Annotated in this window: 22 protein-coding genes; 1 reads left to right on the top strand and 21 read right to left on the bottom strand. The window is 60.2% G+C overall.

Annotation, left to right across the window (positions count from 1 at the left end; translation table 11 throughout):
* Positions 1-110: 110 nt before the first annotated feature.
* From GGR17_RS18145 to GGR17_RS18045, 21 genes are all read right to left on the bottom strand, one after another.
* The gene (locus tag GGR17_RS18145; protein ID WP_054540511.1) at positions 111-827 is read right to left on the bottom strand and encodes a M48 family metallopeptidase; all 717 of its coding nucleotides are present in this window, start codon (positions 825-827) and stop codon (positions 111-113) included.
* Positions 824-4,045 (bottom strand): type I restriction endonuclease subunit R, encoded by a 3,222-nt coding sequence (locus GGR17_RS18140; RefSeq protein WP_054540510.1) that lies wholly within the window; start codon positions 4,043-4,045, stop codon positions 824-826. Before GGR17_RS18140 ends, GGR17_RS18145 begins: the two co-directional genes overlap by 4 nt.
* Positions 4,045-5,766 carry a TIGR04141 family sporadically distributed protein gene (locus GGR17_RS18135; protein ID WP_054540509.1) on the bottom strand — a complete coding sequence of 574 codons (1,722 nt, stop codon included), beginning with the start codon at positions 5,764-5,766 and terminating at the stop codon, positions 4,045-4,047. Before GGR17_RS18135 ends, GGR17_RS18140 begins: the two co-directional genes overlap by 1 nt.
* Positions 5,766-6,950 carry a restriction endonuclease subunit S gene (locus GGR17_RS18130; RefSeq protein ID WP_183314807.1) on the bottom strand — a complete coding sequence of 395 codons (1,185 nt, stop codon included), beginning with the start codon at positions 6,948-6,950 and terminating at the stop codon, positions 5,766-5,768. The genes GGR17_RS18135 and GGR17_RS18130 overlap by 1 nt, the downstream gene beginning before the upstream one ends.
* The gene (locus GGR17_RS18125) at positions 6,940-8,457 is read right to left on the bottom strand and encodes a type I restriction-modification system subunit M (RefSeq protein WP_183314805.1); all 1,518 of its coding nucleotides are present in this window, start codon (positions 8,455-8,457) and stop codon (positions 6,940-6,942) included. The genes GGR17_RS18130 and GGR17_RS18125 overlap by 11 nt, the downstream gene beginning before the upstream one ends.
* Positions 8,457-8,969, bottom strand: a complete 513-nt coding sequence (locus GGR17_RS18120; protein ID WP_328705654.1) for a restriction endonuclease subunit S domain-containing protein — start codon at positions 8,967-8,969, stop codon at positions 8,457-8,459. Before GGR17_RS18120 ends, GGR17_RS18125 begins: the two co-directional genes overlap by 1 nt.
* Before the next feature lie 429 nt (positions 8,970-9,398).
* Positions 9,399-10,478, bottom strand: a complete 1,080-nt coding sequence (locus GGR17_RS18115) for a type IV secretion system protein (RefSeq protein WP_183314801.1) — start codon at positions 10,476-10,478, stop codon at positions 9,399-9,401.
* A 6-nt stretch (positions 10,479-10,484) separates the two neighbouring features.
* The gene (locus GGR17_RS18110) at positions 10,485-10,889 is read right to left on the bottom strand and encodes a hypothetical protein (protein WP_082386782.1); all 405 of its coding nucleotides are present in this window, start codon (positions 10,887-10,889) and stop codon (positions 10,485-10,487) included.
* Positions 10,886-11,074 (bottom strand): hypothetical protein, encoded by a 189-nt coding sequence (locus GGR17_RS18105; protein ID WP_054540613.1) that lies wholly within the window; start codon positions 11,072-11,074, stop codon positions 10,886-10,888. The genes GGR17_RS18110 and GGR17_RS18105 overlap by 4 nt, the downstream gene beginning before the upstream one ends.
* A complete protein-coding gene (locus GGR17_RS18100) occupies positions 11,071-12,057 on the bottom strand; it encodes an ATPase, T2SS/T4P/T4SS family (RefSeq protein ID WP_043755074.1) in 987 nt (328 codons plus the stop codon). Before GGR17_RS18100 ends, GGR17_RS18105 begins: the two co-directional genes overlap by 4 nt.
* A gap of 4 nt (positions 12,058-12,061) precedes the next feature.
* Positions 12,062-13,441 carry a TrbI/VirB10 family protein gene (locus GGR17_RS18095; RefSeq protein WP_043755071.1) on the bottom strand — a complete coding sequence of 460 codons (1,380 nt, stop codon included), beginning with the start codon at positions 13,439-13,441 and terminating at the stop codon, positions 12,062-12,064.
* Positions 13,438-14,124: a TrbG/VirB9 family P-type conjugative transfer protein gene (locus GGR17_RS18090; protein ID WP_173585992.1), complete on the bottom strand. Its 687-nt coding sequence runs from the start codon at positions 14,122-14,124 to the stop codon at positions 13,438-13,440. Before GGR17_RS18090 ends, GGR17_RS18095 begins: the two co-directional genes overlap by 4 nt.
* 11 nt (positions 14,125-14,135) lie before the next feature.
* Positions 14,136-14,789: a virB8 family protein gene (locus GGR17_RS18085; protein WP_043755065.1), complete on the bottom strand. Its 654-nt coding sequence runs from the start codon at positions 14,787-14,789 to the stop codon at positions 14,136-14,138.
* A 15-nt stretch (positions 14,790-14,804) separates the two neighbouring features.
* A complete protein-coding gene (locus GGR17_RS18080) occupies positions 14,805-15,614 on the bottom strand; it encodes a type IV secretion system protein (protein ID WP_040884167.1) in 810 nt (269 codons plus the stop codon).
* Positions 15,614-16,768, bottom strand: coding sequence for a lytic transglycosylase domain-containing protein (locus GGR17_RS18075; RefSeq protein ID WP_173585991.1), 1,155 nt, complete (start codon positions 16,766-16,768; stop codon positions 15,614-15,616). The genes GGR17_RS18080 and GGR17_RS18075 overlap by 1 nt, the downstream gene beginning before the upstream one ends.
* Positions 16,758-16,925, bottom strand: a complete 168-nt coding sequence (locus GGR17_RS18070) for a hypothetical protein (RefSeq protein ID WP_008327378.1) — start codon at positions 16,923-16,925, stop codon at positions 16,758-16,760. Before GGR17_RS18070 ends, GGR17_RS18075 begins: the two co-directional genes overlap by 11 nt.
* Complete coding sequence (locus GGR17_RS18065) at positions 16,922-19,285, bottom strand: VirB4 family type IV secretion/conjugal transfer ATPase (protein WP_054540612.1); 2,364 nt, start codon at positions 19,283-19,285, stop codon at positions 16,922-16,924. The genes GGR17_RS18070 and GGR17_RS18065 overlap by 4 nt, the downstream gene beginning before the upstream one ends.
* On the bottom strand, positions 19,275-19,553 hold the full coding sequence (locus GGR17_RS18060; RefSeq protein ID WP_054540611.1) for a type IV secretion system protein VirB3: 279 nt from the start codon (positions 19,551-19,553) through the stop codon (positions 19,275-19,277). The genes GGR17_RS18065 and GGR17_RS18060 overlap by 11 nt, the downstream gene beginning before the upstream one ends.
* Positions 19,546-19,839, bottom strand: coding sequence for a TrbC/VirB2 family protein (locus GGR17_RS18055; RefSeq protein WP_009503803.1), 294 nt, complete (start codon positions 19,837-19,839; stop codon positions 19,546-19,548). Before GGR17_RS18055 ends, GGR17_RS18060 begins: the two co-directional genes overlap by 8 nt.
* Positions 19,836-20,450: a lytic transglycosylase domain-containing protein gene (locus tag GGR17_RS18050; protein ID WP_054540610.1), complete on the bottom strand. Its 615-nt coding sequence runs from the start codon at positions 20,448-20,450 to the stop codon at positions 19,836-19,838. Before GGR17_RS18050 ends, GGR17_RS18055 begins: the two co-directional genes overlap by 4 nt.
* Before the next feature lie 43 nt (positions 20,451-20,493).
* Positions 20,494-20,862, bottom strand: a complete 369-nt coding sequence (locus GGR17_RS18045; protein ID WP_008327368.1) for a hypothetical protein — start codon at positions 20,860-20,862, stop codon at positions 20,494-20,496.
* A 210-nt stretch (positions 20,863-21,072) separates the two neighbouring features.
* Between GGR17_RS18045 and GGR17_RS18040 the strand changes: the two genes are divergently transcribed.
* The gene (locus GGR17_RS18040; RefSeq protein ID WP_054540609.1) at positions 21,073-21,324 is read left to right on the top strand and encodes a hypothetical protein; all 252 of its coding nucleotides are present in this window, start codon (positions 21,073-21,075) and stop codon (positions 21,322-21,324) included.
* Positions 21,325-21,567 lie beyond the last annotated feature (243 nt).

Below are 21,567 nucleotides of genomic sequence, written 5' to 3'. Positions count from 1 at the left end.
GAATGGCCTTGAGGCAGCTCTCGAAACCGGACGTTCGACTCGCACCCTTTCCGCCCATGGCCTCCGAAAGAGCGTTCTCCAGATCTGGCTTCGGCCGGGTTCGATAGTTTTTAGGCCATGGCTCGCTCAAGCCGCTGCTTCCGACGCTCCCAATCGGGCATCACCTTGTCGAGAAGTTCGAAGAACGTCGCCCCGTGATTTGGCTCCGCCACATGGCAGAGTTCGTGGGTTATCACGTAGTCTATGGCATCGACTGGGGCTTGAACCAGACGCCGATTGAGTAGCAAGCGTCCGGTCGGAGACATGGATCCCCATCTTTGCCGGGTCTGGCGAACGATGAGACCTTTCGGCCGGAATGCCTCGGGATCCGGGAACAGACCGAGGCAGAGTTCGATCCGTTCCGGAAACTTGATGTGGGCCCGGTCCCGGTACCATGCCTCGACCAGTTCGCGTGTCACCTCCGGACTGGTCGGCCGGTGAGTCTGGACGACGATGAAGCCGCGGATCAGCTTTACGCTTTCCCGGACATGCGGGACGACCTTCAGCCGGTATTGGCGCCCGAGGTAGAGATGAGTCTCCCCGGCGACGAACCTGCGCTCCGGCGTGCGCGGCAGGAACTGGGAGAAGTACCGCTGCTGCCTTGTCACCCATGCCGCGCGCTTCCGCAGCTTGGCTTCGATGGCGTCTAGTGTCGCGTCCTCCGGGGCCGCGATCAACACCGACGCATCGGGCTCGACGGCGATCTCCAGTGTCTTCCTCGGGCGCCGGACAATCTCGTACTGGATCTCCTGCTCGCCGTACCGCAGGCAGTGCAACTCCCGTGTCATGCTGCGAACCGGGCCCGGGCAAGATCCATAATCTTGAGTTCGAGATCGTCGAGTACTTCTACGGGAAGGTCGATGTCCTTCTCGTCGCGCAGGACATCGAAGAAATAGTCATCAATGGCGTTTCGCAGATTGTTCTGGGCCACCTCGTTCGACCAAATGTCCACGATCAGTTGCGATTTGATGATGTCGATGATCTGTTGAGCGATCGCTGCGACCTCGTCGCCTGTCACTGACTCATCGGTTTTGGTCTTGAGCTGACCATCCAGGACGCCGAAGAAGGCCTGAGCATCCTCATCGCCCCTAATGCTTTCCGGAACATCCCGTCCCCGATCCTTGCGGGCCACCTTGCTCGCGAGATCCATGACACTGTTCAGGTATTCGCGCTCGGAGAGCCGCTTTTCGCGGTAGGCCCGGATGGTTTCTTCGAGCAGCTCGGAGAACTGTTTGTAGAACGTCGGGTCTTCACCCATCTTCTCTGTGATTGCACGGCGGGTGGCGCTGGCGATGCGGTCGGCCTTGGAGGCTTCGGAAACCCCCGTTTCCTCGACGACTGCCTTTAGCGCGTCGGGATCGTTGATGTTTACCACCTCGATGATGGTTTCCGCCGGCATCGCAACGACATGGTCATCGAGCAGCTTCTGGATTTTTGGTTCGAACTCGCGGACGTCCACCGTCTCCTGGTAGCGAAGCTGGACCGACCGCTTCAGTTCAGAGAACTGCTTCCAGTCCCGCTTGAGTGCATCGATCCTGGCCTCGTCGAAGACATCGAACAGCTTGTCCGACGAGAGCGAAATATGCAGGCACCGGCTGAAGGCTTTGAGGCGCGCGTAGAACTCGTGCCGCAGCGCCTCATCGGCGAGGTGCTGCTCGAACTGTTCCATGTCCTTCTTGTTCCGGACAGGCTTGAACAGGTCCCAGAGCTGGTCGTGCAGCTGGGGCAGCTTGCGGATTTCCTCGCGGACGTCATGAACCGTTCCGGCGAGGTCGACCGCCTCGTAGCCTTCGAAGGCGCTGTAAGTCGTCAGCGCACTGTCCAGCTCGCCCAGTAGCCCCTCATAGTCGACGATGAAGCCGAACTGCTTCTCAGTGCCGCCGTCTTCATACAGCCTGTTCACACGCGCAATTGCTTGCAGGAGGTTGTGCTCCTTCAAGGACTTGCAGACGTAAAGCACCGTGTTCCGAGGTGCGTCAAAGCCGGTGAGGAGCTTTGAGACGACGATCAGGATCTCCGGATCGCCGGAACCTTTGAATGCATCGATGATCTGGCGATTGTAGTCCTCTTCGGTCTTGTGCCGTGCCATCATCTGCGACCAGAAGCGGCGCACGAGGTCCTTGGACTCCTGGTCGACCTCCTCGTTGCCCTCGTTCTCATCCGGCGGCGAGATTACGATCGCACTCGAGACGTGGCCGATCTCGTCGAGGACTTCCTTGAAGCGGACGGCGGCCGCCTTTGATGGCGCAACGAGTTGAGCCTTGAACCCGGTTCCCTGCCAGTGCTGGCGATAGTGCTCGGAGATGTCGAACGCCTTGGCTCGAATGGCCTGGTCGGCCTTAGCCAAAGCGTCCATCCGAGAGAACTTCCGCTTCAGATCGCGCTTCTGGTTTTCGGTCAGGCCCTCGCTGATCTTCTCGAACCAGCGGTCGATTACGGCGCCCGAAACCTGCTGTTCGACAAGCCGGCCTTCGTATAGCAGCGGCACGACGGCACCGTCGGCAACTGCCTCGTCGATGGCGTAGCGGTGGATCAGCCGTCCGAAGGTAGAGAGCGTGTTCTTCTCCTTCTTGAGGAGAGGCGTGCCGGTGAAGCCAAGATAGCAGGCCTTGGGAAGGAGGCGGCGCATCTTGGCGGCGAACTGGCTATGGCCGCCGTATCGGCCCGTCTGTGTCCTGTGGCTCTCGTCCACCAGCACGAAGATGTTCGGATCGTCGTCCGCCAGCTTGCTGTTCTTCAGCGCCGTGTCGAACTTGTTGATGATCGTGGTAACCAGCGGAGCCTTGTTCTGGACAAGCTCCAGTAGGTGAGACCCGCTCGTCGCACGGACTGGCTCCAGATCGCAGGACTTGAAAGTGTCCTTGATCTGCTTGTCGAGATCGTCGCGGTCCGTGACGATGATGATCCGCGGGTTCTCGATGCTGCGTTCGAGGGCGAGCGATCTACCCAGCATGACCATTGTCAGCGACTTGCCTGAACCTTGGGTGTGCCAGATCACGCCGCCCTTGCGCGCGCCAATGATATCGTGCTGCTTGACCGTCTCGACCGCGCGGCGGATCCCGAAGAACTGCTGGTGGCGCGCGACCTTGCGAATGCCGCCATCGAATACGGTGAAGCGGCGGATGAGATCGAGCAGCCGCGCGGGTCGGCACAGCGCGTACACCGTCCGGTCTTGAACCGTGACCGCGCGCTCGCCCTCGGCGGCCATTGCGTCGAAGTAGGTACGCGCGCCCGCGAAGTCGCCGGAGAAGATCGAGGCTTTTTCCGTCGCCGCAAGGACGCGGTTGGCGAAGGGCGCGATGGCCTCGTCGGTGTCTTCTTCATCATGCCACTCGGCCCAAAACTTAGACTTGGTCCCAACTGTCGCATAGCGCGCGCTGTTGCGGTTCATCGAGACTAGCAGCTGGGCGAAGTGGAAGAGTTGAGGGATATTGTCTTCGTTCTGGTAGCCAATCAGCTGGCTATCTGCTTTCTTAAGGCTCTCAGTCGGCCGCTTGTTCTCGATCACTAGGATCGGAATGCCATTAACGAAAGCAACAATGTCGAAACGCTTGGTTTGGCTGGACGCGGTCCTCTCCACCGAATACTCGGCAGTCACGTGGAAGACGTTATTCTCAGGCTGGTCCCAGTCGATGTAGCGGAATGAGTAGCTCTTTGAATCGCCGTCGATGGACTTCGTGATCGTCGTCCCTAGGACAAGCGAGTCGTAGATGTCCTGGTTCGTCCCCCGGAGCCCCTTCATACGGTCGGGCGTGGGTTTGAGCCGCCGCATGGCTTCGTGCGCGTCCTCAAGGTCAAAGCTGTATTCTCTCCCCCGATGCGTGAAGCGGTTGATGCGCATCAGCTGCTCGGCGAGCACGTCATCCAGCACCACGTTCCGCAGGCGCCCGCCGCGCAGGCGCAGAGCTTCCTCCTGAGACAAGGGTGTAAACCCTAGCGCGACAAGAAGCTGAAGTGCAGGAAGTTGGGACTGGTGTTTTTCTGCTGCGATGAATCCCTCTTCCATCATACTTCTTCCAGAACTTCGTCTTCAGTTTCTTCGACTATTGCCAGTTGAGCAGCCTTTGCTTTTTTGGAGAGCTTCTTCTTAGCTGACGAGGCGGGCTTCTCTATCAGCTCAATTGCTACTTCGAAGCCAAGCCGACGCAACCGTTCAACCGATACTTGCAAGCTGACTTTGCTAAAGAACGGAAGGCCCAGCTTTCCGTTTGCATACGGCTGGCGCATGATACCGTAAACAATTGTGTAATTCTCGCGGGCCACACGTTCCGTGGATCTCGGCAAGTGGACTTCAAACCCTTTCTTTTCTGACTTCACAACAGAGCGCAGCTTCTTTCGAAAGCCATTGTCACCCACGAAGCTTTCTGCACTAACCACTCCTTGTGACCACAAATGACTAATAGGGCCGGACGAGTGACCATCCTTCAAATGAATGAAGTGCTTCTTGTCGGACAGAAAATCCGCAGGTTCGAGGTTCGCGTTTTTTACGCCAGTCGGGTTTATCTTTGTCTTGTCGAGCTTTAGTAAGTCGCCAGCCCGCGTTTTGACCAAGTCTTCTATGAGTTCCTGCTCATTATGCGCAGCGGTCTTACCAACGATAGCAACCCTATCGATGCCATCGAAAAAGCTATCGACGCTGTCTTTGAAAGAGGCTTCGACCTGAAACCAGTTTCCCGCGAACAGGATATAGTGACGTGTGGTCCCCCCTGAGCTCAAAGATGCTTCGTGGACAAAGCAATCGTACACTTTCCACTTTTCTGAGAATTCGTCCTTGTCAGAAGGTTTTGCCGATATACGATGCTTTTCCTTGATCTCCTTGATGTCACCGGCAAATTTGCATCTGTTTAACTCGCTGACATAGTCAGCTATCGCCAAGCTATGGAATGTGACGCCGTGGCTGCGGAAACCGTTGTAGTGCAGTTCACTTCCTTCCGTGTAGTCGACCACTTCCGGTGGTGACATGTGCAGGTCCGCCGGATTGCCCTTTCGCAACTCACTCAGGTCCGAAAACAACTCCTGGTCCAGCTGTTCAATGAGGTCCTTTTCGATGACGGGCCGCAGATTATCGACCCATTTGAAATCGGTTCGATAGTCTTTCTTCTCATAGACCTGGAATATCTCTGCACATTTCGCCTCGATATCGCCCGGGCCGATCTCACAGGTGATTGACAATGAGTCTTTGCCTGCAATGAAGCGTGCAAAATTCGGGTCCTTAGGCGTGCCGCCTGCAACCCTTGCTATATCGCGTAGTTGATCGACACCAAAGGTGTTCACGTCACTGTCTCGGCTGGCTTGCACCCGCTTTTGAAAGGTCACGGCATCAGGCGTTGCAAGGTCAAGCGAACGAATGCTGCTCCCAGGAACGGAATTCAGCGTGACCTTCAAGCCGAACTGACGTTCGAACGCATCGTCATTCAGCGCCATATGTATCTGGCCAAAACAGACAGCAACATACCTGCCTTTGACCGGGACGAAAACGACCGCACCGGCTCCGCCAGTCATCATGCCATCAAGCGTTCTTTCGAGGCCGGTGGAAATGAAGTCCGCCCAAACTGGCGGCTTGCGATATATCTGCCCAAAGTAGACCTCACCACCTTCGATTGGGGGCCAAGGTTCTGACGTGAGGGGTTTTTCACCGTCCTCCGCAAAGGTCGGAGAGATCGCTTTTGCGGGTGCCCGTCCTTTTCTGAGAAGGCGGAATGTCAGGGTTTGCATCTTCTTTGCCATCAGGAATCCTCCCCTTCGACCCGCCACTCGCCCGTCAGCAGCTTCTGCATGAGGCCGCGTTTCTGACGGGTGACGGCTTCGATTTCGCGCTCGGTGGCGGCGAGGTCGTCGCGCGCTGTGTTCAGGGCAGCGGCGATGGCTTTCTGCTCGTCCAGTTCCGGCAGGGGCAGCTTCAGCGCGGCGAGGTCGTCATAGTAGGTGCGCTGGCGCACGCTGCCGGAGCCGCCGCTGTTGATGTAATGGGCCCACCAGGACGTCTTGCGCAGGTGGTCAAGGTAATCGGGGTCAAGGCCATCGGCATTGCACGCGAAAACGACGTAGTCGGGGCTGACTAGGACTTCCTCATCGCGCTCGTTCATCGCGATAGAGCCGACATTGATGCGCATCGGGTTGTAGGCGAAGGCGCGCGGGGGAAGGCGCTTGTAGCGGCTGATGTCACCGGCGATGGTCTGCTCGCGCATGGGCACGACACCCTGGGCCTTGGTGACGCCCATCACGTAGTCGCGCCCGAACCCCTTTGCCCCGTTTCGGGCGGTCAGTTCATGGGTGACAGCGGCAAGGCGTGTCGGCACCCAGTTTCGGCGCTGGTCGCCAAGGCGCAACTCGCCGAAGAGCATCGCATAGCGAAGGGCACCCAAGCGCTTGTTCTTCGCTGCGCGGAGGGTGGCGAGCTTTTTGAGCGCGTCGTCCCAGATTCGCAGGATCTCGGCGATCTTGCGCTGTTCTGGGAGAGGCGGCAAAGGAAATTCAATGGCCTCCAAATCTTCTCGATTGATCTTTGGCAATCCCGTCCGGAAGGAACGAGAAGTCGCGGACGAGACGAAACCTTGTGACGTCAGCACAAAATAGATGAACTCTCGATTTGCACGCGCGGAATCTGAAACCCACATCGGATACATGTCCGCACTACAAATGCCGTCGAAGCTAGGCAGAGCCACCTTGTTCAGGTTGGGACGGATCTTTGAATAGAGGATTGCGTTTCGATCAAAAGCATACTTACCTGAGATCTGCCCAAGCTCTCGTGCAGATTTCAAACTACTCTTTTCAATACCGCCGCCTGACAACAAGTTGTCTGGCCCGACGCTGATCAGGTCAGCTATCGCTTCGTCCTTGGGGTCGACTTGCCCAGAAGCGATGTTGACGGTCTTGCCAACAGTGGTGATTTCCCAACCTTCAGGCTTCAACGCCGAGCTCCTTCAGATACCCGGCCATTTTCGTCCGGACGTCAGCAAGTTCACCCTCGATCCGCAGGATTTCCTTCTGCACGGCGGCGACGTCGATTTCTTCCTCCGGCTCGAAGGTGTCGACGTAGCGGGGGATGTTGAGGTTGTAGCCGTTCTCGGCGATCTCCTCAGGCGCTGCCCGATGAGAATACCGCTCGACCTCAGCGCGGGTGGCGTAGGTCTCCAGCACCTTGGCGACATGGGCCTCGTCCATCACGTTCTGGGTCTTGCCCGGCGTGAATTCCTTGCTGGCGTCGATGAACAGCACGTCGCGCCGGTCCGCGTTCGCGCCGCCTTCCTCGCGCGAACGGTCGAAGATCAGGATGGCGACCGGGATCCCCGTGGTGGTGAACAGATTGGCGGGCAGGCCGACGACCGCGTCAAGCAGGTTCTCCTCGATCAGCTGCTGTCGGATGCGCCCCTCCGCGCCGCCCCGGAACAGAACGCCATGCGGCACGATCACCGCGATGCGGCCGGACTGGCGCTTGGCGATCTCGATCATGTGGGTGATGAAGGCGTAGTCGCCCTTGGACTTGGGCGGTACACCCCGCCAGAAGCGGTTGTACTGGTCGCTGTCGGCGTCTTCCGCACCCCACTTGTCGAGCGAGAACGGCGGATTGGCGAGCACCACGTCGAAGCGCATGAGGTGATCGCCCTCGACCAGCGTCGGGCTATTCAGCGTGTCGCACCATTCGATGCGGGCCGCGTCCTTCGCGTGCAGGAACATGTTCATCCGAGCCAGCGCCCAGGTAGCGCCGTTCACCTCTTGCCCGTAGAGGGCGAAGTTTTCGGACCCGACTTCCTGTGATGCCTGAATAAGCAGAGAGCCCGACCCACATGCCGGATCGCAAATGGTATCGCCGGGCTGAGGCGCGGCCAGCTTGGCGAGCAGACCGGAAACAGCGGTCGGGGTATAGAATTCGCCCGCCTTCTTACCGGCGTCCGAGGCGAAGCGGGAAATCAGGTAGATGTAGCACTCGCCGATGATGTCCTCGGTCACCCGCGACGGGCGCAGGTCGAGGGCGGGCTTGGCGAAGTCCTCAAGCATGTTCTTGAGGCGGCGGTTGCGATCCTTCGGGCGGCCGAGATTGGCCTCGGAATTGAAGTCGATATTGCGGAAGACGCCCTCGAGCTTCGCGCGGTTCGCGTCTTCGATCTTTTCAAGCGCGATATTGATCAGCTCGCCGATGTTGGGCTCGTTTCGCTGCGCGTAGAGATCATAGAAGCTGGCACCCTCGGGCAGGATGAAGCGTTCACGTTCCAACCGCCGACGGATGCGCGCATCATCGTCCCCGTATTGCTTGCGGTAGGTCTCGATATGATCATTCCAGAGGTCCGAAATGTACTTCAGGAACAACATCACGAGAATGTAGTCCTTGTACTGACCGGCATCGACAGCACCCCGGAAGGTGTCGCAAGCCGCCCAGGCGGTCTGATTGATTTGCTGTTGAGTAATCTGGTCGGTCATCAGGCAATCTCCTTCTGGTCGGCGGCCTTCGCGGCCTCACCGAGAATGGCGCTCAGGAGGTTCTCCCGGCGAGCAGCGAGCCGGCGGAGCAACTGTCCCTCCTGCCGGGCAAGGGCATTGAGTTCGACAATGCTTTTTTGTGTGGTCAGGTCGGGGACAGCGATCTCGAGGTTCTCGAGAACCGTCTTCGGGATCATTCTTAGACTTGTGCCCTGTGCTTCCGCACCAAGCTGCCGCTGCGCATCAGGCTGGTTGATGGCCCAAGCCAGGTATTCCGGGAGAATGCGGCCCCTGTCGGGGCGAACGATCAATAATGGGACGATGACAACGATAGGCTCGGGCAGCGGATCGGGAATGGCTGCAGCAGCATTCGGCTCGCCGCGTGAGCGGAATACCACCTCGCCGCCGCGGACAAAGTAGCGGTCGGACAGCTTGTTCAGATTGTACCTTTGGAAGTCCGAGCCCGGCATCTCGCCGGTCGTTCCGACATCGCGCAGTTGCAGTGCCGGCACGCCACCCTCCAACACGGGATCGAGTCTTCCGCGCGCTGTGTATCCTGAGTGAATGTCGGAGAGATCCGAGAGTCGCATTAAAGAAAACCTCTGTAAGTCTTATTACAGAGAAATAGGCGGGTCAGGTTGGCGAGTCAACCCGCTGAAATGCAGTTTTTCCCCTACAGAGAAAAATAAGGGGTCTTTCACTACCATGCAAGGGGGGCCGACCATAGCCCTTGCGACGGTGTAAGCTCATGTCCCCACTTCCTTTTCATGATCGTTTCGATGAAGTCCTGCCCGAGTTCGCCAGACTTTGGTGATGTGGAAGGACTCCACGTTGCCGCAACCCATGCATACTGGGCCTGTTCTAACGTTCGCAGCAAATGTCTCTTCTGGCGGGCCGCTTCTCAGCATCGCGGTCCAAAGCAGTAACTCGGCTCCGTGCCGTCACCGTCTTCCGAGACGACCCAACCTTGAAAGCTGCGCCAGCATCCTAGCGCCAGTTCCGGTCCCGTCGCCGGCAGGAGATGCAGTTGGCCCACCCGCTGTGTTGGGCCGGCTTGGCAACGCTTGCACACCGAAGAATTGTCGCGCTCGAAGGGCTGCGTATTCAGCCCCGGTTGCACCCCCGATGGCGTAACGGTTGTAAACCTGTTGGCTACCTGCCAGCCCTCTGGCGAACGCATAGCTCCCCCCGAACCCTGCCGAAAGTGCCGGCATCATGATGTTGCCGGAAATTGCCCGAACCAGGAATGGCGTTGCTATGATGAATCCCTTTGCCATCAGCACCATCATGAAGAACGGAATGAGCGCACCGATGTTGGAGGCGCCTTCCGGGTCGCCCAGCTTAGCAAGAAGCGCACGCGAGACACCCGTGATGGTCGCGAACACGCCGGCAACGACGATCGGGTATATCGCGAAGGAAATCAGTGCCGAAAGCCAGCGTGCGAAATAATCCTTGGTCACCTCGAACAGGGTCAAGAAGATCATCACTGGCGCAATGCCAATTAGCAGAGCGATCATGAGCCGGGACGCCACAACAATAAATGCCGCCAACCCGCCAAGAATCGAGAGCAGCAGAACCCCAAGTGTGTCAAGCAAGGCACCCGCCATCCAGTTCAGCTCAGATCCCGCAGCATTCAGATAATCCCCTAGCGCTGCAATCAGTTCGTCAAATTCCTCTGCAAAGGTACCGGACGGACCAGGTGATCCGCCGCCGACAGAAGCCACAAGGGCGCCGGCAATGCTGTCAATTCCGTTCAGTATTGCTGAGGCAAGCGCATTGAACTGGACCCAGTTGGCCGCGAAGACCCCTATAAGTCCGACCTTCACGGCCAGCCAAAAGGCAGTTCGGCCGTCCATGGCGCGATACTGGTAGATCATGTTGATGAAGACCAGAATGACAACTAGTGTTGTTCCCAGAACCAGCAACGTGCCGACCGTTGCGGCGACCGCGCCGAATTGCGTCTCGGCAGCGGTATTGAGATAGCCTTCAGCGGTTTCCACGAAATAGGTGACGACACTCATGGAGACCTACCAGTTTCCGGTGGCTTCGCAGATAGGCATGGCTTCGCGTCGAAGCTCATTTGCTTGGCGTCGGTATGCGGAAGTCGCTTCCACGATGTCCCAGTATTCAGATGCGGCGAAATGCTCGATGTATACGCGTTCGGCTGCTGCCCAAGATGGATACCGCGTGGGACAGTCGCAGTTTTGCGATTCTACGACGCGCTCCATGCTTTGAGCCCGATATATCTGTTGGATTAAAAGGCGCTTATAGGATTCGCGCACATTGATGTTCTGCATCCACTTCGGCTCAGGTGGCTGGTCTGGGCAAACATTTGGGTGGTTGTCGAGCGTCGGGATCAGGTTCCGCTCGGCTACGCCAGCAGTTGTGCCAAAGATCAAGAGCAGGCCAGCGACTGCGATAGCCCGTGTCATTCCGATGCCGCCTTCATTGTACCAGTCTCACGCTTCAAGAAAGTGGTGTAGCCGTAGTCGCCGGCTTCGGCGGTGATAACCTCCCACCCTTCCGCGCCGCGCTCATTCAAAGCACGTCGCACCTCGTCGTAGTCCTTTTGCTTCTTCACCGGAAAGGACAGGATATCGTATTCAAAGGTTTTCATTGGGAAGCTCCGATCTCATTGGTGCCGGGGAGGTAGAATTCGGTGATGCCGCGTTTGCCATCATGGCGACCGGCCTGGATGATTACGTCGATGGAGTTCTCGATGTACTGGATCATGTCGGCATAGGTCATCGGGATCTCGGTCTTGAGTGCGGCGATGGCCAGACGCTGCACGGCAAGTTGCGGGGTTTCTGCGTGCAGCGTGGTCATTGAGCCGCCATGGCCAGTGTTGATCGCCTCGAGGAAGGTCATGGCTTCCTTGCCGCGCACCTCGCCCAGGATGATCCGGTCGGGGCGCATGCGCAACGTTGCGGTGAGCAGCACATCGGCGGTCTGGAACTCCGCATCGCGATTGGCGATGAGGGTCACGGCATTGGGCTGGGTCGGCAGAAGCTCGGCGGCTTCCTCGATGGTGACGATGCGTTCCTCGGATGGCACGTGCGAGAGGATCTTGCGTGCAGCCACGGTCTTGCCGGTGGAGGTGCCGCCAGAGACGATCATGTTAAGCTTGTTGTCGACGCAAAAGGCCAGCGCATCGTCGATCACGCCCGCGGCCACCACTTCGCGCAGTTCGTGGGTTTTCTCGAGGCGGAGTTCTTCAAGCTTGCGTTCCTTGCCAAAAAGGAAATCAAGCGCAATCCCGTCAAGCGGCAGGCTTGAGAAGAACCGAAGGCTGATCGACATGGCCGAGAGCACGGCAGGCGGGGTGATGACCTGTGCGCGGATCGGGCGCCCCTTGTAGGTGATCGAGACCGAGACGATCGGGCGGTCCTTGCTCATCGTTGTGTTGGCGGAAGAGGCGATCTGGTTGCCGAGGTCCTTCACTTCTGTTGCGGTCAACGCCTGGTCCAGCCTCCGCATGAAGTGATCGCCCTGGAATTCGCCCCAGCAGGTGCCATCAGGGTTGATGCAGATCTCGATGACATCGTCGCGAGCGGCGGCGTCGATCCGGTCGAGCGAGGTTTCGAGATAGCTCAGCGACATGGGCTCAGAATATCTCCAGATCGCGGTCGACCATGACCGTGACGCGGGCGCCCTGGTCGACATAGATGACGGGGCCGATGGAGAGGTAATCGCCTATGACGCTGTCCGTGGCATCTGCCAGATCATCGCCAACGTCTTCGAGAGCGTCGGCGGCAGTCTCATCCTGGACTTCGGAGGCGGCAGCACTGGGTGCTGCTGAGATCAGCGAGATCAGGGCGGCCGACCCGAAACGCTCGGCGAAGCGTGTGTCCACGAAACCGGTGACGCCAGAACGGCCCAGTTCATCACCTCCGAAGGAGCTGATCTGGACGGTCTGGCCCGCGGGCAGGATGATCCGGTCCCAGGCGATGGTGACCCGGCGCTGCGCGATATCGACGCCAGCGCGGTAGCGCCCGATGAGACGGGATCCGCGGGGGATCAAGAGGCGCGCGCCATCGACGCTGTAGACATCCTCGGACACCACGGCACGGGTCTGGCCGGGCAGGGAGCTGTCAAGGGCAGTTTCCATGACGGCCTGGATCATGGTGCCCTGTAGAATCGTGTTGGAGGGATTGGCGATCACCTCGGCCTGCGTCACGGTAGAGGGCAGCGCCCCGTTCAGCACGAAATCCGTCACCTCGCCAAAAGTGCGTTCGGTCAGAGCTGTTTCATTCGCTCCGGAGGCACCGCCAAAAGCGATGGTCGGCGAGGCGATGCGCCGCTCCTGGAAGGCGCGTTCCTCCGCGGCGCGGCGTTCAAGTTCCGCGAGCCGTCTTGCTTCTTCCTCGCGCCGGAGCCGCTCTTCTTCCCGCGCGCGTAACTCGTCCTCGGTGGGCCCGATGGGTGCCGGAAGGGGCCGGTTGGCCTCAAGCTGCGCGAGCTCAAGGTCCATGCGGAGTTGCTCCAGTTCGCGGTCGCGCGCCGTGAGCTCATCGCGAAACTGCTGTTGCGCGGTTTCCGACGCGGCTTGCAGGGCCGCGATCTGCGCGGTCAGCGCGTCAATCGCATCTGCGGCAGCGGTGTCTTCCTCGACAACTGGTTCAGGGGCGTTGCGCAACTCCTCGATCTGGGCCTGCAGCGCGGTGATCTGCGCCAGAAGCTCCGCGTTGGGCTCGACTGGATCCGGTCCGACAAACACAACCTCGGGCTCGGGCGGGGGCAAGGTCTCGATGGCGCCAAAGCCGTCCCCCTCGTTTTGGAAGACATCCGGGGTGGCCGTCGGCAAGGCTTCCTCTTCGTCGGGCTGTGAGAGAAGATAAAGCAGGGCACCACCCGCGCCGATGACGAGGACCACGATCAGCGCGAGAAGGGGCGACCGGCGCTGCGCCGCCGTGGGGGCGCGGGCACTGCCTTTCTCAAGGGCGGCGAGGCGTTTTTCCAGCTCGGTGTTCTCGGTATCGCTCATGAGGCGGCCTCCGCGGGCGGGATCGCCTCGATGCAGACCACCTCTTCGCCAAGTCGCAGGACCCATTGGCGGTTTACGCCGCTGACGCGGATCACACCGTCCTCAGGGGTTTGCGTGTTGACCGTGCGTTCACGGCCGCCCGCGTAGCGGAAGATCGCTGGCACAGGTGCGTTTCTTGGAAAGGCGAAATACGTGAACGTCCCGTCATCCCAGATGCGGGTTGGCGTGAACTCGGTCCGCGCGCTGGCGCCGTAATTGTAGTTCGGCGCTTGGGCGGCGATGGCCCGGATCGGGCGCGCAGCGTCGTCAGGGTAGCGGAACTGCACAACGTAGAAGGTCGGGCTGCGGACCTCCTCGACGTTGAAATAGTAGCTTCGCCTGTTCGTGTAGACCGTCACATTGGTATGGACACCGCGCGCGACGGGCTTGATTGCAAAGGCCTGACCACCGGGGACGCCATCGATCTCGAAGCCTTCCGTGTCGCCCGCGATGATCGAGCGGATGCTTTCACCCTCACCGAATTCGACCGTGGTCACATGGGTGAGCGACACGCTGAGACGGTAGACCTGACCCTCCTGGTAGGTGGCCAAGCGCACTCGGCTGTCGTTGGGACCGCCACGCGGGATGGTTTCGGCAGAGGCGAGGCCGGGCAACAGGGCAATGACAAAAATAAGCGATCTCATATACAACAACGTCAGTTCTCCAATCTGTCGGAGCGGATGGAATATTCGCGCACGGTGAAGCCGAAGGGGTTGGTCCAGACCTCGTCGATGGAGCGGCGGGTCTCCGGGCGGAACTCGAAGAGAAGCGTCGCAGTGAAGAGGCCGGTCTGGGTGCCGTTAATGGACGTCAGGCGCTTGCGCAGGCGGACCGTCGCGCGGTTGGTTCCGATCCGGTTGATGCTGAGGATTTCCACGTCGAGCCTGGCGTTGGGGCCATAGACGGTCGGCGGGTAATTCTCGTTGGCGCTGTTCCAGATCTGGCGCAACCCGCTCTCGGCAGCTCCGTCCGAGCGGCGCAGGACGCTGCGGATGCGCAGATCGTTGTCGAGCTGGTTATAGACCTCGCGGTCGGTCACGTAGCGGAAGACCTCCGCCTCGATGATCGCCTGGTTGGCTGTGACAGACGTCGCGCCCACCGAAGCCTCGGGCAGGGCAAAGCCGGTGGCGGGATCATAGGGCACGACCACAGGCGGCGGATCGACATCGAGGATCGCGACAGCCGCCGCGCTCAGGCATCCGAGAATGCCGAAGATGAGCCCGATGAGCCCAAGGCGCTGCCAGAGGCGTTCACGGCGCAGAGCACCATAGACCAGCTCTTCTTCGATGATTTCCTGTTCACTCGCCACGCGTCATGCCTCAAATCAGTCTGCGCGCAGGTCCGGCAGCGTAAAGTCCATGAAGCGCTGCTCTTCGGCGATGGTGGCGGCATCGATCACGCCGCCTGTGCCATCGCCCACGGTCTGCACCGCTTCGAGCTGCCACATGGCGACCAGCGCGATGGCCAGTTCCGCCGTGACGCGGGTGTTGAGATCGACGCTTTCCTTCAGCTCATCCATGTCGTCGATGAGCCCGACAAGGCGGTCCACCCGCTCGAGCGATTGGCCGGCATCCTCATAGCTGTTCTGGGCGGCGGCCGAGACAAGGGCACCGGTGGTGGCCTGCGTCGCCACGCGGTTGGCCCCGGGATTGCCGCTGGTGGCCATTTCCGAGAGGGTGTCATCGTCAAATCCGAGATCGGCCAGCACCCGGTCCATCTGTGTTTCGATCTCGCCTGCGCCAGAACCGGACAGGCCGGAGAAATCCCCAGTCTTGATCGCCTCAATCGTGGCGAGGATGTCGCCGAACTCCTGGTCGAGCAGACCATTCAACTCGTCTTCCATTTCCGTCCGGATGATCTCCGGCAGTTCGGCGAGGCGGGTGAGGGCCTCGTAGGTTCTTTGCAGCTCCGCGAGTTGGTCCGTGAGAAGGCCGAGCTGTTCGCGGAGCTGCGTCAGCTGCTCGTTTTGCAAGATCTCGTCCTCGATCATCTGCCGCAGCTGCTGGATGTTTTGCGCGATGTTCTGGGTATCGACGACGGGCACGCCTTGCGCGAGGACGGGGGATAGGGCGCCAAGATGCAGACCAACCCCAAGTGTCGTGGCCAAAGCTGTCCTCAAGAGCAGATGTCCCATCATTCAATCTCCCTGATCGTAAAATCCATGAACGCGCCTTCGGCCATGCGGGCGCTGGCCTGGGCCAGCTCTTCGGCGGAGAGCACGCGGGTGCGGGCGGCCTGAAGCCGGATGCGGGCGGCCACGAGACGCACGAGTTCGGCGCGGGCATAAGTGTTGAGCGCAACGCTCTCCTGCACATCCTCGGTCTCGGAAATCCGTTCGACGATATCCGCAATACGTAGGGCGGCTTGCCTGATCGCGGCGGGTGAGTTGTTGCCATAGAAGGCCGCGCCGTGCCCAGTGAGCGAGAGGTTGGCATTGGCCAGAAGCGCGGGGTCGATCGTGCCAAGCGCTTCGATCCCGCCGATACGGGTCAAATAGAGGTTATAGCGTTCGGGGATCACCTGGACGTAGTGCTGGGTCTCGCGAAAGGGTGGCACGCCGCCATACTCGAAAACCCGGCCGGGTCCCGCGTTATAGGCCGCGAGCGCATTGATGATATTGCCGTCGAAGGTGTTGAGCTGTGTCGCGAGATAGCGTGCACCGCCATGCACCTGCAGGTAGGGGCTGTCATAGTATTCCGGATTGATGCCCAGATCGCTGGCGGTACCGGGCATGATCTGGGTGAGGCCAAAGGCGCCGACGGGAGAGCGTGCACCGATGGTGAAACGGCTTTCCTGCCAGATCAGCGCCTGTAGGAGTGCGCGCCATTGGACCGGGGAGAGGCCCGCGCGGCCAACGCCGGCAAAGCCGCTGGTCTCCTGAGCCACGCGGATAATGAGCTGCTCGATGTTTTCCGCCGCATCCCCGAACATCTGCGCACCGCCGGGATTGGGGTCGATGTCGGCATTGCCATAGACCGCCTCGACTGACCGGGCCGGATCCCCGCTGCCGCTTTCCAGCCCCGAGACCATAGCCGGCAAGCCCTGACCGCCGAAGCTGGTCTGGGCATCGAGGATGCGTTGCAGGGTTTCCAGCTGCTCCCGTTCGATCTCGGCAATGAGTTCGCGCACGGCAAGCTTGTCGGCCTGAACGGCCAAGTCAGCCTCGCGATCGCCAGTCTCGACGATGTCACGCGCGGTCAGCCCACTGTCATTGGTCGGCACGCCTTGAGACAAAGCGAGACCGGGCAGCAGGCAAAGGGCCAGGATATGAGGCAGGCTAGACTTCAATGTCGCCCTCCGGTGCGCCAAGGGGCGTGAAGGTGCAATCAGGCGAGATGGCTGTCGTGGAGGCGAGGAAGGTGAAGCAATTGGCCTGCGGTTCCTGGTACTGGGCACAGGAGGCCAACGCACCGAGCGCGGCAACGAACATCAAAATACGGGTCATGAAAGCCTCCAGAAATCAGGGCGGTCGCGGTAATCGGCGCCGACAAGCGCTTCGCCCTTTTCCATGCCGCCAAGGATGGTGAGATTGGGTCCAAGCGCGCTCAGATCGGCATCGACGACGATCGAGCCCTGATCGTCGCGGATCAGCGCCAAGCGGCTGTTGCTGCCCGTGTTGAGAAGGACATCGAGCTCCTTCTCCGTGAGGTTCAGCATGGCGTAGTCCGCTGGCTGCGCGCGGATATTGGGGAGCAGGATCTGCGTCGGCACCGCCTCGATGATGGTCTTGCCGGTCCGGGTGCGCTCGAGCTGGCTTGCGTATTGCGTCATCATCACCGCGACCGTGTTCTGTTTGCGCGCTGTCACCAGCCAGTTCGACAGCCGCTCGGCGAAATACGCGTTATCGAGGGCCTTCCAGGCCTCGTCGATCACGATGATGGTGGGGCGGCGGTCCTCGATTTCGCGCTCGACCCGGCGGAAGAGATAGGACAGGACCGCCATCCGTTCCTTGTCGGCCTCGCTGTCGAGAATGCCGGTCAGATCGAAGCCCACCACATCGCCCTTGAGCGAGAACGTGTCCTCGAGGCTCTGCCCGAAGATCCAGCCATAGCGGCCGTCCTCGGTCCATTCGAGCAGGCGCTGGTGCAGATCGCCGCCATCGTCGGTGGACACAAAAAGCGATGCGAAATCCCGCCAGTTCCGCAGGGCCGGATTGGAGGCCTGGGCATTCTGGCGCACCACTTCCTGGATGCGATTGGTCTGTGCCGGTGTGAGGGGCTTGTCGGCGCGGTAGAGCAGTGTGGTGAGCCAATCCGAGAGCCAGGCGGTGCCGCGCGCATCGGTCTCGGTCCAGAGCGGATTGAGGCCCGTGGGCTGACCGGCGTTCAGGGAGGCGTAGCGCCCGCCATTGGCGCGGACCGCCATCTCCATACCGAGACGGTAGTCGAAGACGAAGACCCGCGCCCCTGCTCGACGGGCTTGGGTCATCAGGAAGGCGGACAGCACCGATTTGCCCGACCCGGGTCGTCCCATGATCAGGGTATGGCCGCTGGTCGGTTCTTTGTCGGGCGAGCCTTGCTCGTGATAGGAAAACCGGTAGGCGCTCTGCTCCGGCGTGGGCAAATATGTCACGACCTGGCCCCAGGGGGTAAGTGCTGCAGGTTTGCCGAGCTGTGTCCGGTGGAAGGCCGCAAAATCCGCGAAGTTGCGGTTGGTGACGGCGCTGGCGCGGACGCGCTTGGGCTGGTTGCCGGGATGCTGGCTGAGGTAATGCGCCTTGGCCGCGACCCGCTCGCCGATCATCTTTACGCCTTCGGTCGCGGCGGCGTTCACGATCTCGGCGCTGAGCGTTTGCAGCTCTTCGAGCGTGTCGCAAAAGAGCGTCACGACCATGTGGTGTTCGCCAAAGCTCTGGCGCTTGGCCTCGAGGTCATCGGCGGCGATGTCGAGGGCTTCCATGAGCGAGAGGGCCGCGTCCTGGCTGGCTTGCATCTGGCGCTTTTGTCGTTTGATCCGGCCTGCCATGAGGTTGGAATTGATTGGCGTAAAGGAGTGCGTCACGATCATGTCGACCGGCAGGTTCAGCATGTCGAACATGGTGCAGGAGGTGCCTTCCGAGTACTCCCCGATGGTGAAACTCTTGCCGTAGCGATGCCCCACGACGCCTTCGGAAAGCTCGAAATGGTCGCCGTTAAACGTCACGCGGGTATTGGCGACGTTGAAGGACAAAAAGCCGTAGGTGTTGGCCGGGTAGAGCGGCAGCTCGGTGCCCGTGTTGAGCGCGCCCAAAAATCCCACCAACTCTCCCGATCCGGCTGACAGCAGGCGCGGCTTGAGCTCGGTAAGCCCCGAGAGGAAGACGTTCACGGCCTCACCGAGGCGCTGCAGGCGTTTGCGGGTCTCCTCCTTCAGTCGGTCCGGCGCGCTGCGGCTGAGGAACGGCAGGAGGCTTTTCGGAGGCGGGCGGTGAATGACGGTGAGCGTCAGTGTTTTGTCGCGGAGCCCGCTGGTCTCGAGTTTCGCGCGCCAGCGCCGGTCCACCTCGCCCGCGAAGCTGTCCTCACGGATGGGGTCGAGATCAGGTTTGATGGCCTTGGAGACCTTGTGGACGTAATAGCTGAATTCCGGCCCAAGCTGCGCGATGATGCGGGCAAAAAGCGCTGTCACCTTGTCGAGATAGGCATCGTCGGTTGTGTAGCTGTTGATCCCCTCGAGCCGAATGCACCGAAAGAGCTCGTTGACCCGGGTGCGCACGGTCTGGTCGTCGACGAGGCTCACATAGGGCAGCATATGCGCAAGCCGGGTCTCGCGCGCATACCAGTCCGGCGTCATTGTGCGGGCATCGAGCGCAGCATCACGGGGCATAGCTGTCCCCGCCATGGATGCTGCGGTTCCGGGTCGGCGGCGTCTCCTGCAGCGCCGTCATCATCACGTCGATGAAACGCGGGTCCCAATCTGCGGCCTTCCACAGCACCGGATAGAGTAGGGCGGCGAAACCCAGCACCGCGATATGCTGGACCCAGACGAACATGAGCACCGAACCGAAGAGCCAGACCATCGCGTACATGATGGGCAGGCCCAGAAGCTTCGGCGGGCGCACGAGGCCGAGAAAGAGAGGCGCGCGCTCAGCCACCGGCAAAGACCGCGGCAACGATGGTGGGGGCGGCGGCAACACCGGCGATGCCCACGAGGACCCAGAGCGCCTGGCGCAGATCGATGATGTTGAAGAACCAGCTGAGAAAGACCCCCAGAACGGCAAGCGTCGCGATGACAACGCCAAGTGGGCCGGTCAGCGCATCGACGATGCCCTGTAACAGGCTCTGGATCGGGGAGAGATCAATGCTCTGGGCGAGGGCGGGTTCGGCAATCAGCAGGAATAGCGCCAGCGAGGCGACAAAGAGGTTTGAAATCTGTTTCATGAATTTGATCCTTCCAATCGGGCCACGACGGCCATGACGCGGGCCACGTGGTTCTGGGTTTCTCGGTAGGGGGGGACGCCGCCATACTGGCGGACCGCATCGGGTCCGGCGTTGTAGGCAGCCAGCGCCAGGTGCGGATCGCCGAACGTCTCCAGCATCATCGCGAGGTAGCGGGCGGAGCCGTCAAGGTTCTGCAGCGGATCACGCGGGTCGACGCCCAGATCACGCGCCGTCGCAGGCATCAATTGACCAAGGCCAATAGCACCTGCACTTGAAATCGCATCCTGCCGGTAGGCGCTCTCAACCTCGATATTGGCTCGATAGAGAGCTAGCCAATCCGTCACGGAAAGCCCCGCGCGACGCAGGCCGGGATGGCCGGCATAGCGCAAGGCCGTGGTCTGAATCCCGGAGAGGACATCGGCGCGGGGCAGGGGAGTCGGGCGGGCAAGGGCCGCGACTTGGACGCCCTCTTGCTCGGCCTCTACCTCGCCGAAGATCGCGATCCCATCGGAGGCCGAACTCTGACCAATCCCTTCATTGTAGTTTCGAGCAAAGCTGCTCTGAGAGCGGGACGGGGTCAGGGAGCCGTCGCTCTCCATGACCAGGACCATTTGCGCTGAGGCAGGTGCTGCGACCAGCCAGAGACAGACGAGGTTAGCTGCCAGCGCCCTTGTCTGATGGGGCTTTGTCTGGCGGCGCAAATTTGTGCGTACGGCTTGTCCCCGCCTCAAGCGGCAGGTCGACATGCGCAAAACCAAGGCCAATGAAGAAAGACACCACGCCGGAGATCGTCTTGAACTCGCGGATCTTGATATCGTTGTAGGTCGTCCGCGTGCGGGCGGTGACGAGGAGCTTTTCCACCCCGTCATCAGAGACAACACGCATGATCCAGACCCCGTAATAGCTGGGGCCTTTCTTGTGTGCCGACTCTTGGCACAGGATTTCTGCGCTATAGCCGCTTTCCACGAGTTCGCGGAACCTGGCTTCCGTAACCACATTTGGTGCTTCGATGTCCCAGTTCATGGCCCGGCTCACGCTTTCTCCAATGGCGCGACCCCAGGCATTCCTACTTGAAGCCCAGAGTTACGATAGTATATTATCAACCGCAAGATGTAATATCGTGCTTTGGCTGTAGTTTGGTTACGCAAACACTAGTCACGGCCAGTGTCCGCGATCAAGGAGATAACAGGTTTGAGAAACCCAAGGTTGACATGCCTGCTCCCATTGCAAGCTATGGCCCTTCTGATCTGCGTTCCTGGGCCGGTTTTGGCGGCATCCTGCTTCGCCCCGGCCCGTCCCTTCCTGCCAAGTGATTCGCAGGCCGCGCGGGACTATGCGGCTATCATCCGCAGCGATTTCGAAAATTACATCCAGGATATCCAGAGCTATTTCCGTTGCCTCGACAGCGAACGCGCCCGCGCGTTCGAAGAAGCGCGGGAAGTCAGCGAGGACTATGGCCGATTTCTACAATTGGTAGGGGATTGATGGGCAACCTCGGGAGCATCAGACTTGCAGCCCATGGAAACCAGACGCCGATAACACCCTCATATATCTACTTTTTAGATAACAGATTTCATCCGCTAGCGACGTCACAAAAGGTATGTGACGCGTGGCAAAGACAATCAGAAGCACAGGACAGGTGGCACTTTGCCAGGCATTGGTCGACGCCCGCATCAAGGCGGGCCTCGGTCAGGAGGACTTGGCGGTCAAGCTCAAGTGCCATCAATC

The organism is Actibacterium naphthalenivorans (assembly GCF_014196965.1).
GTDB classification, from domain to species: domain Bacteria; phylum Pseudomonadota; class Alphaproteobacteria; order Rhodobacterales; family Rhodobacteraceae; genus Actibacterium_A; species Actibacterium_A naphthalenivorans.
This window is presented reverse-complemented; position numbering and strand designations above follow the sequence as displayed.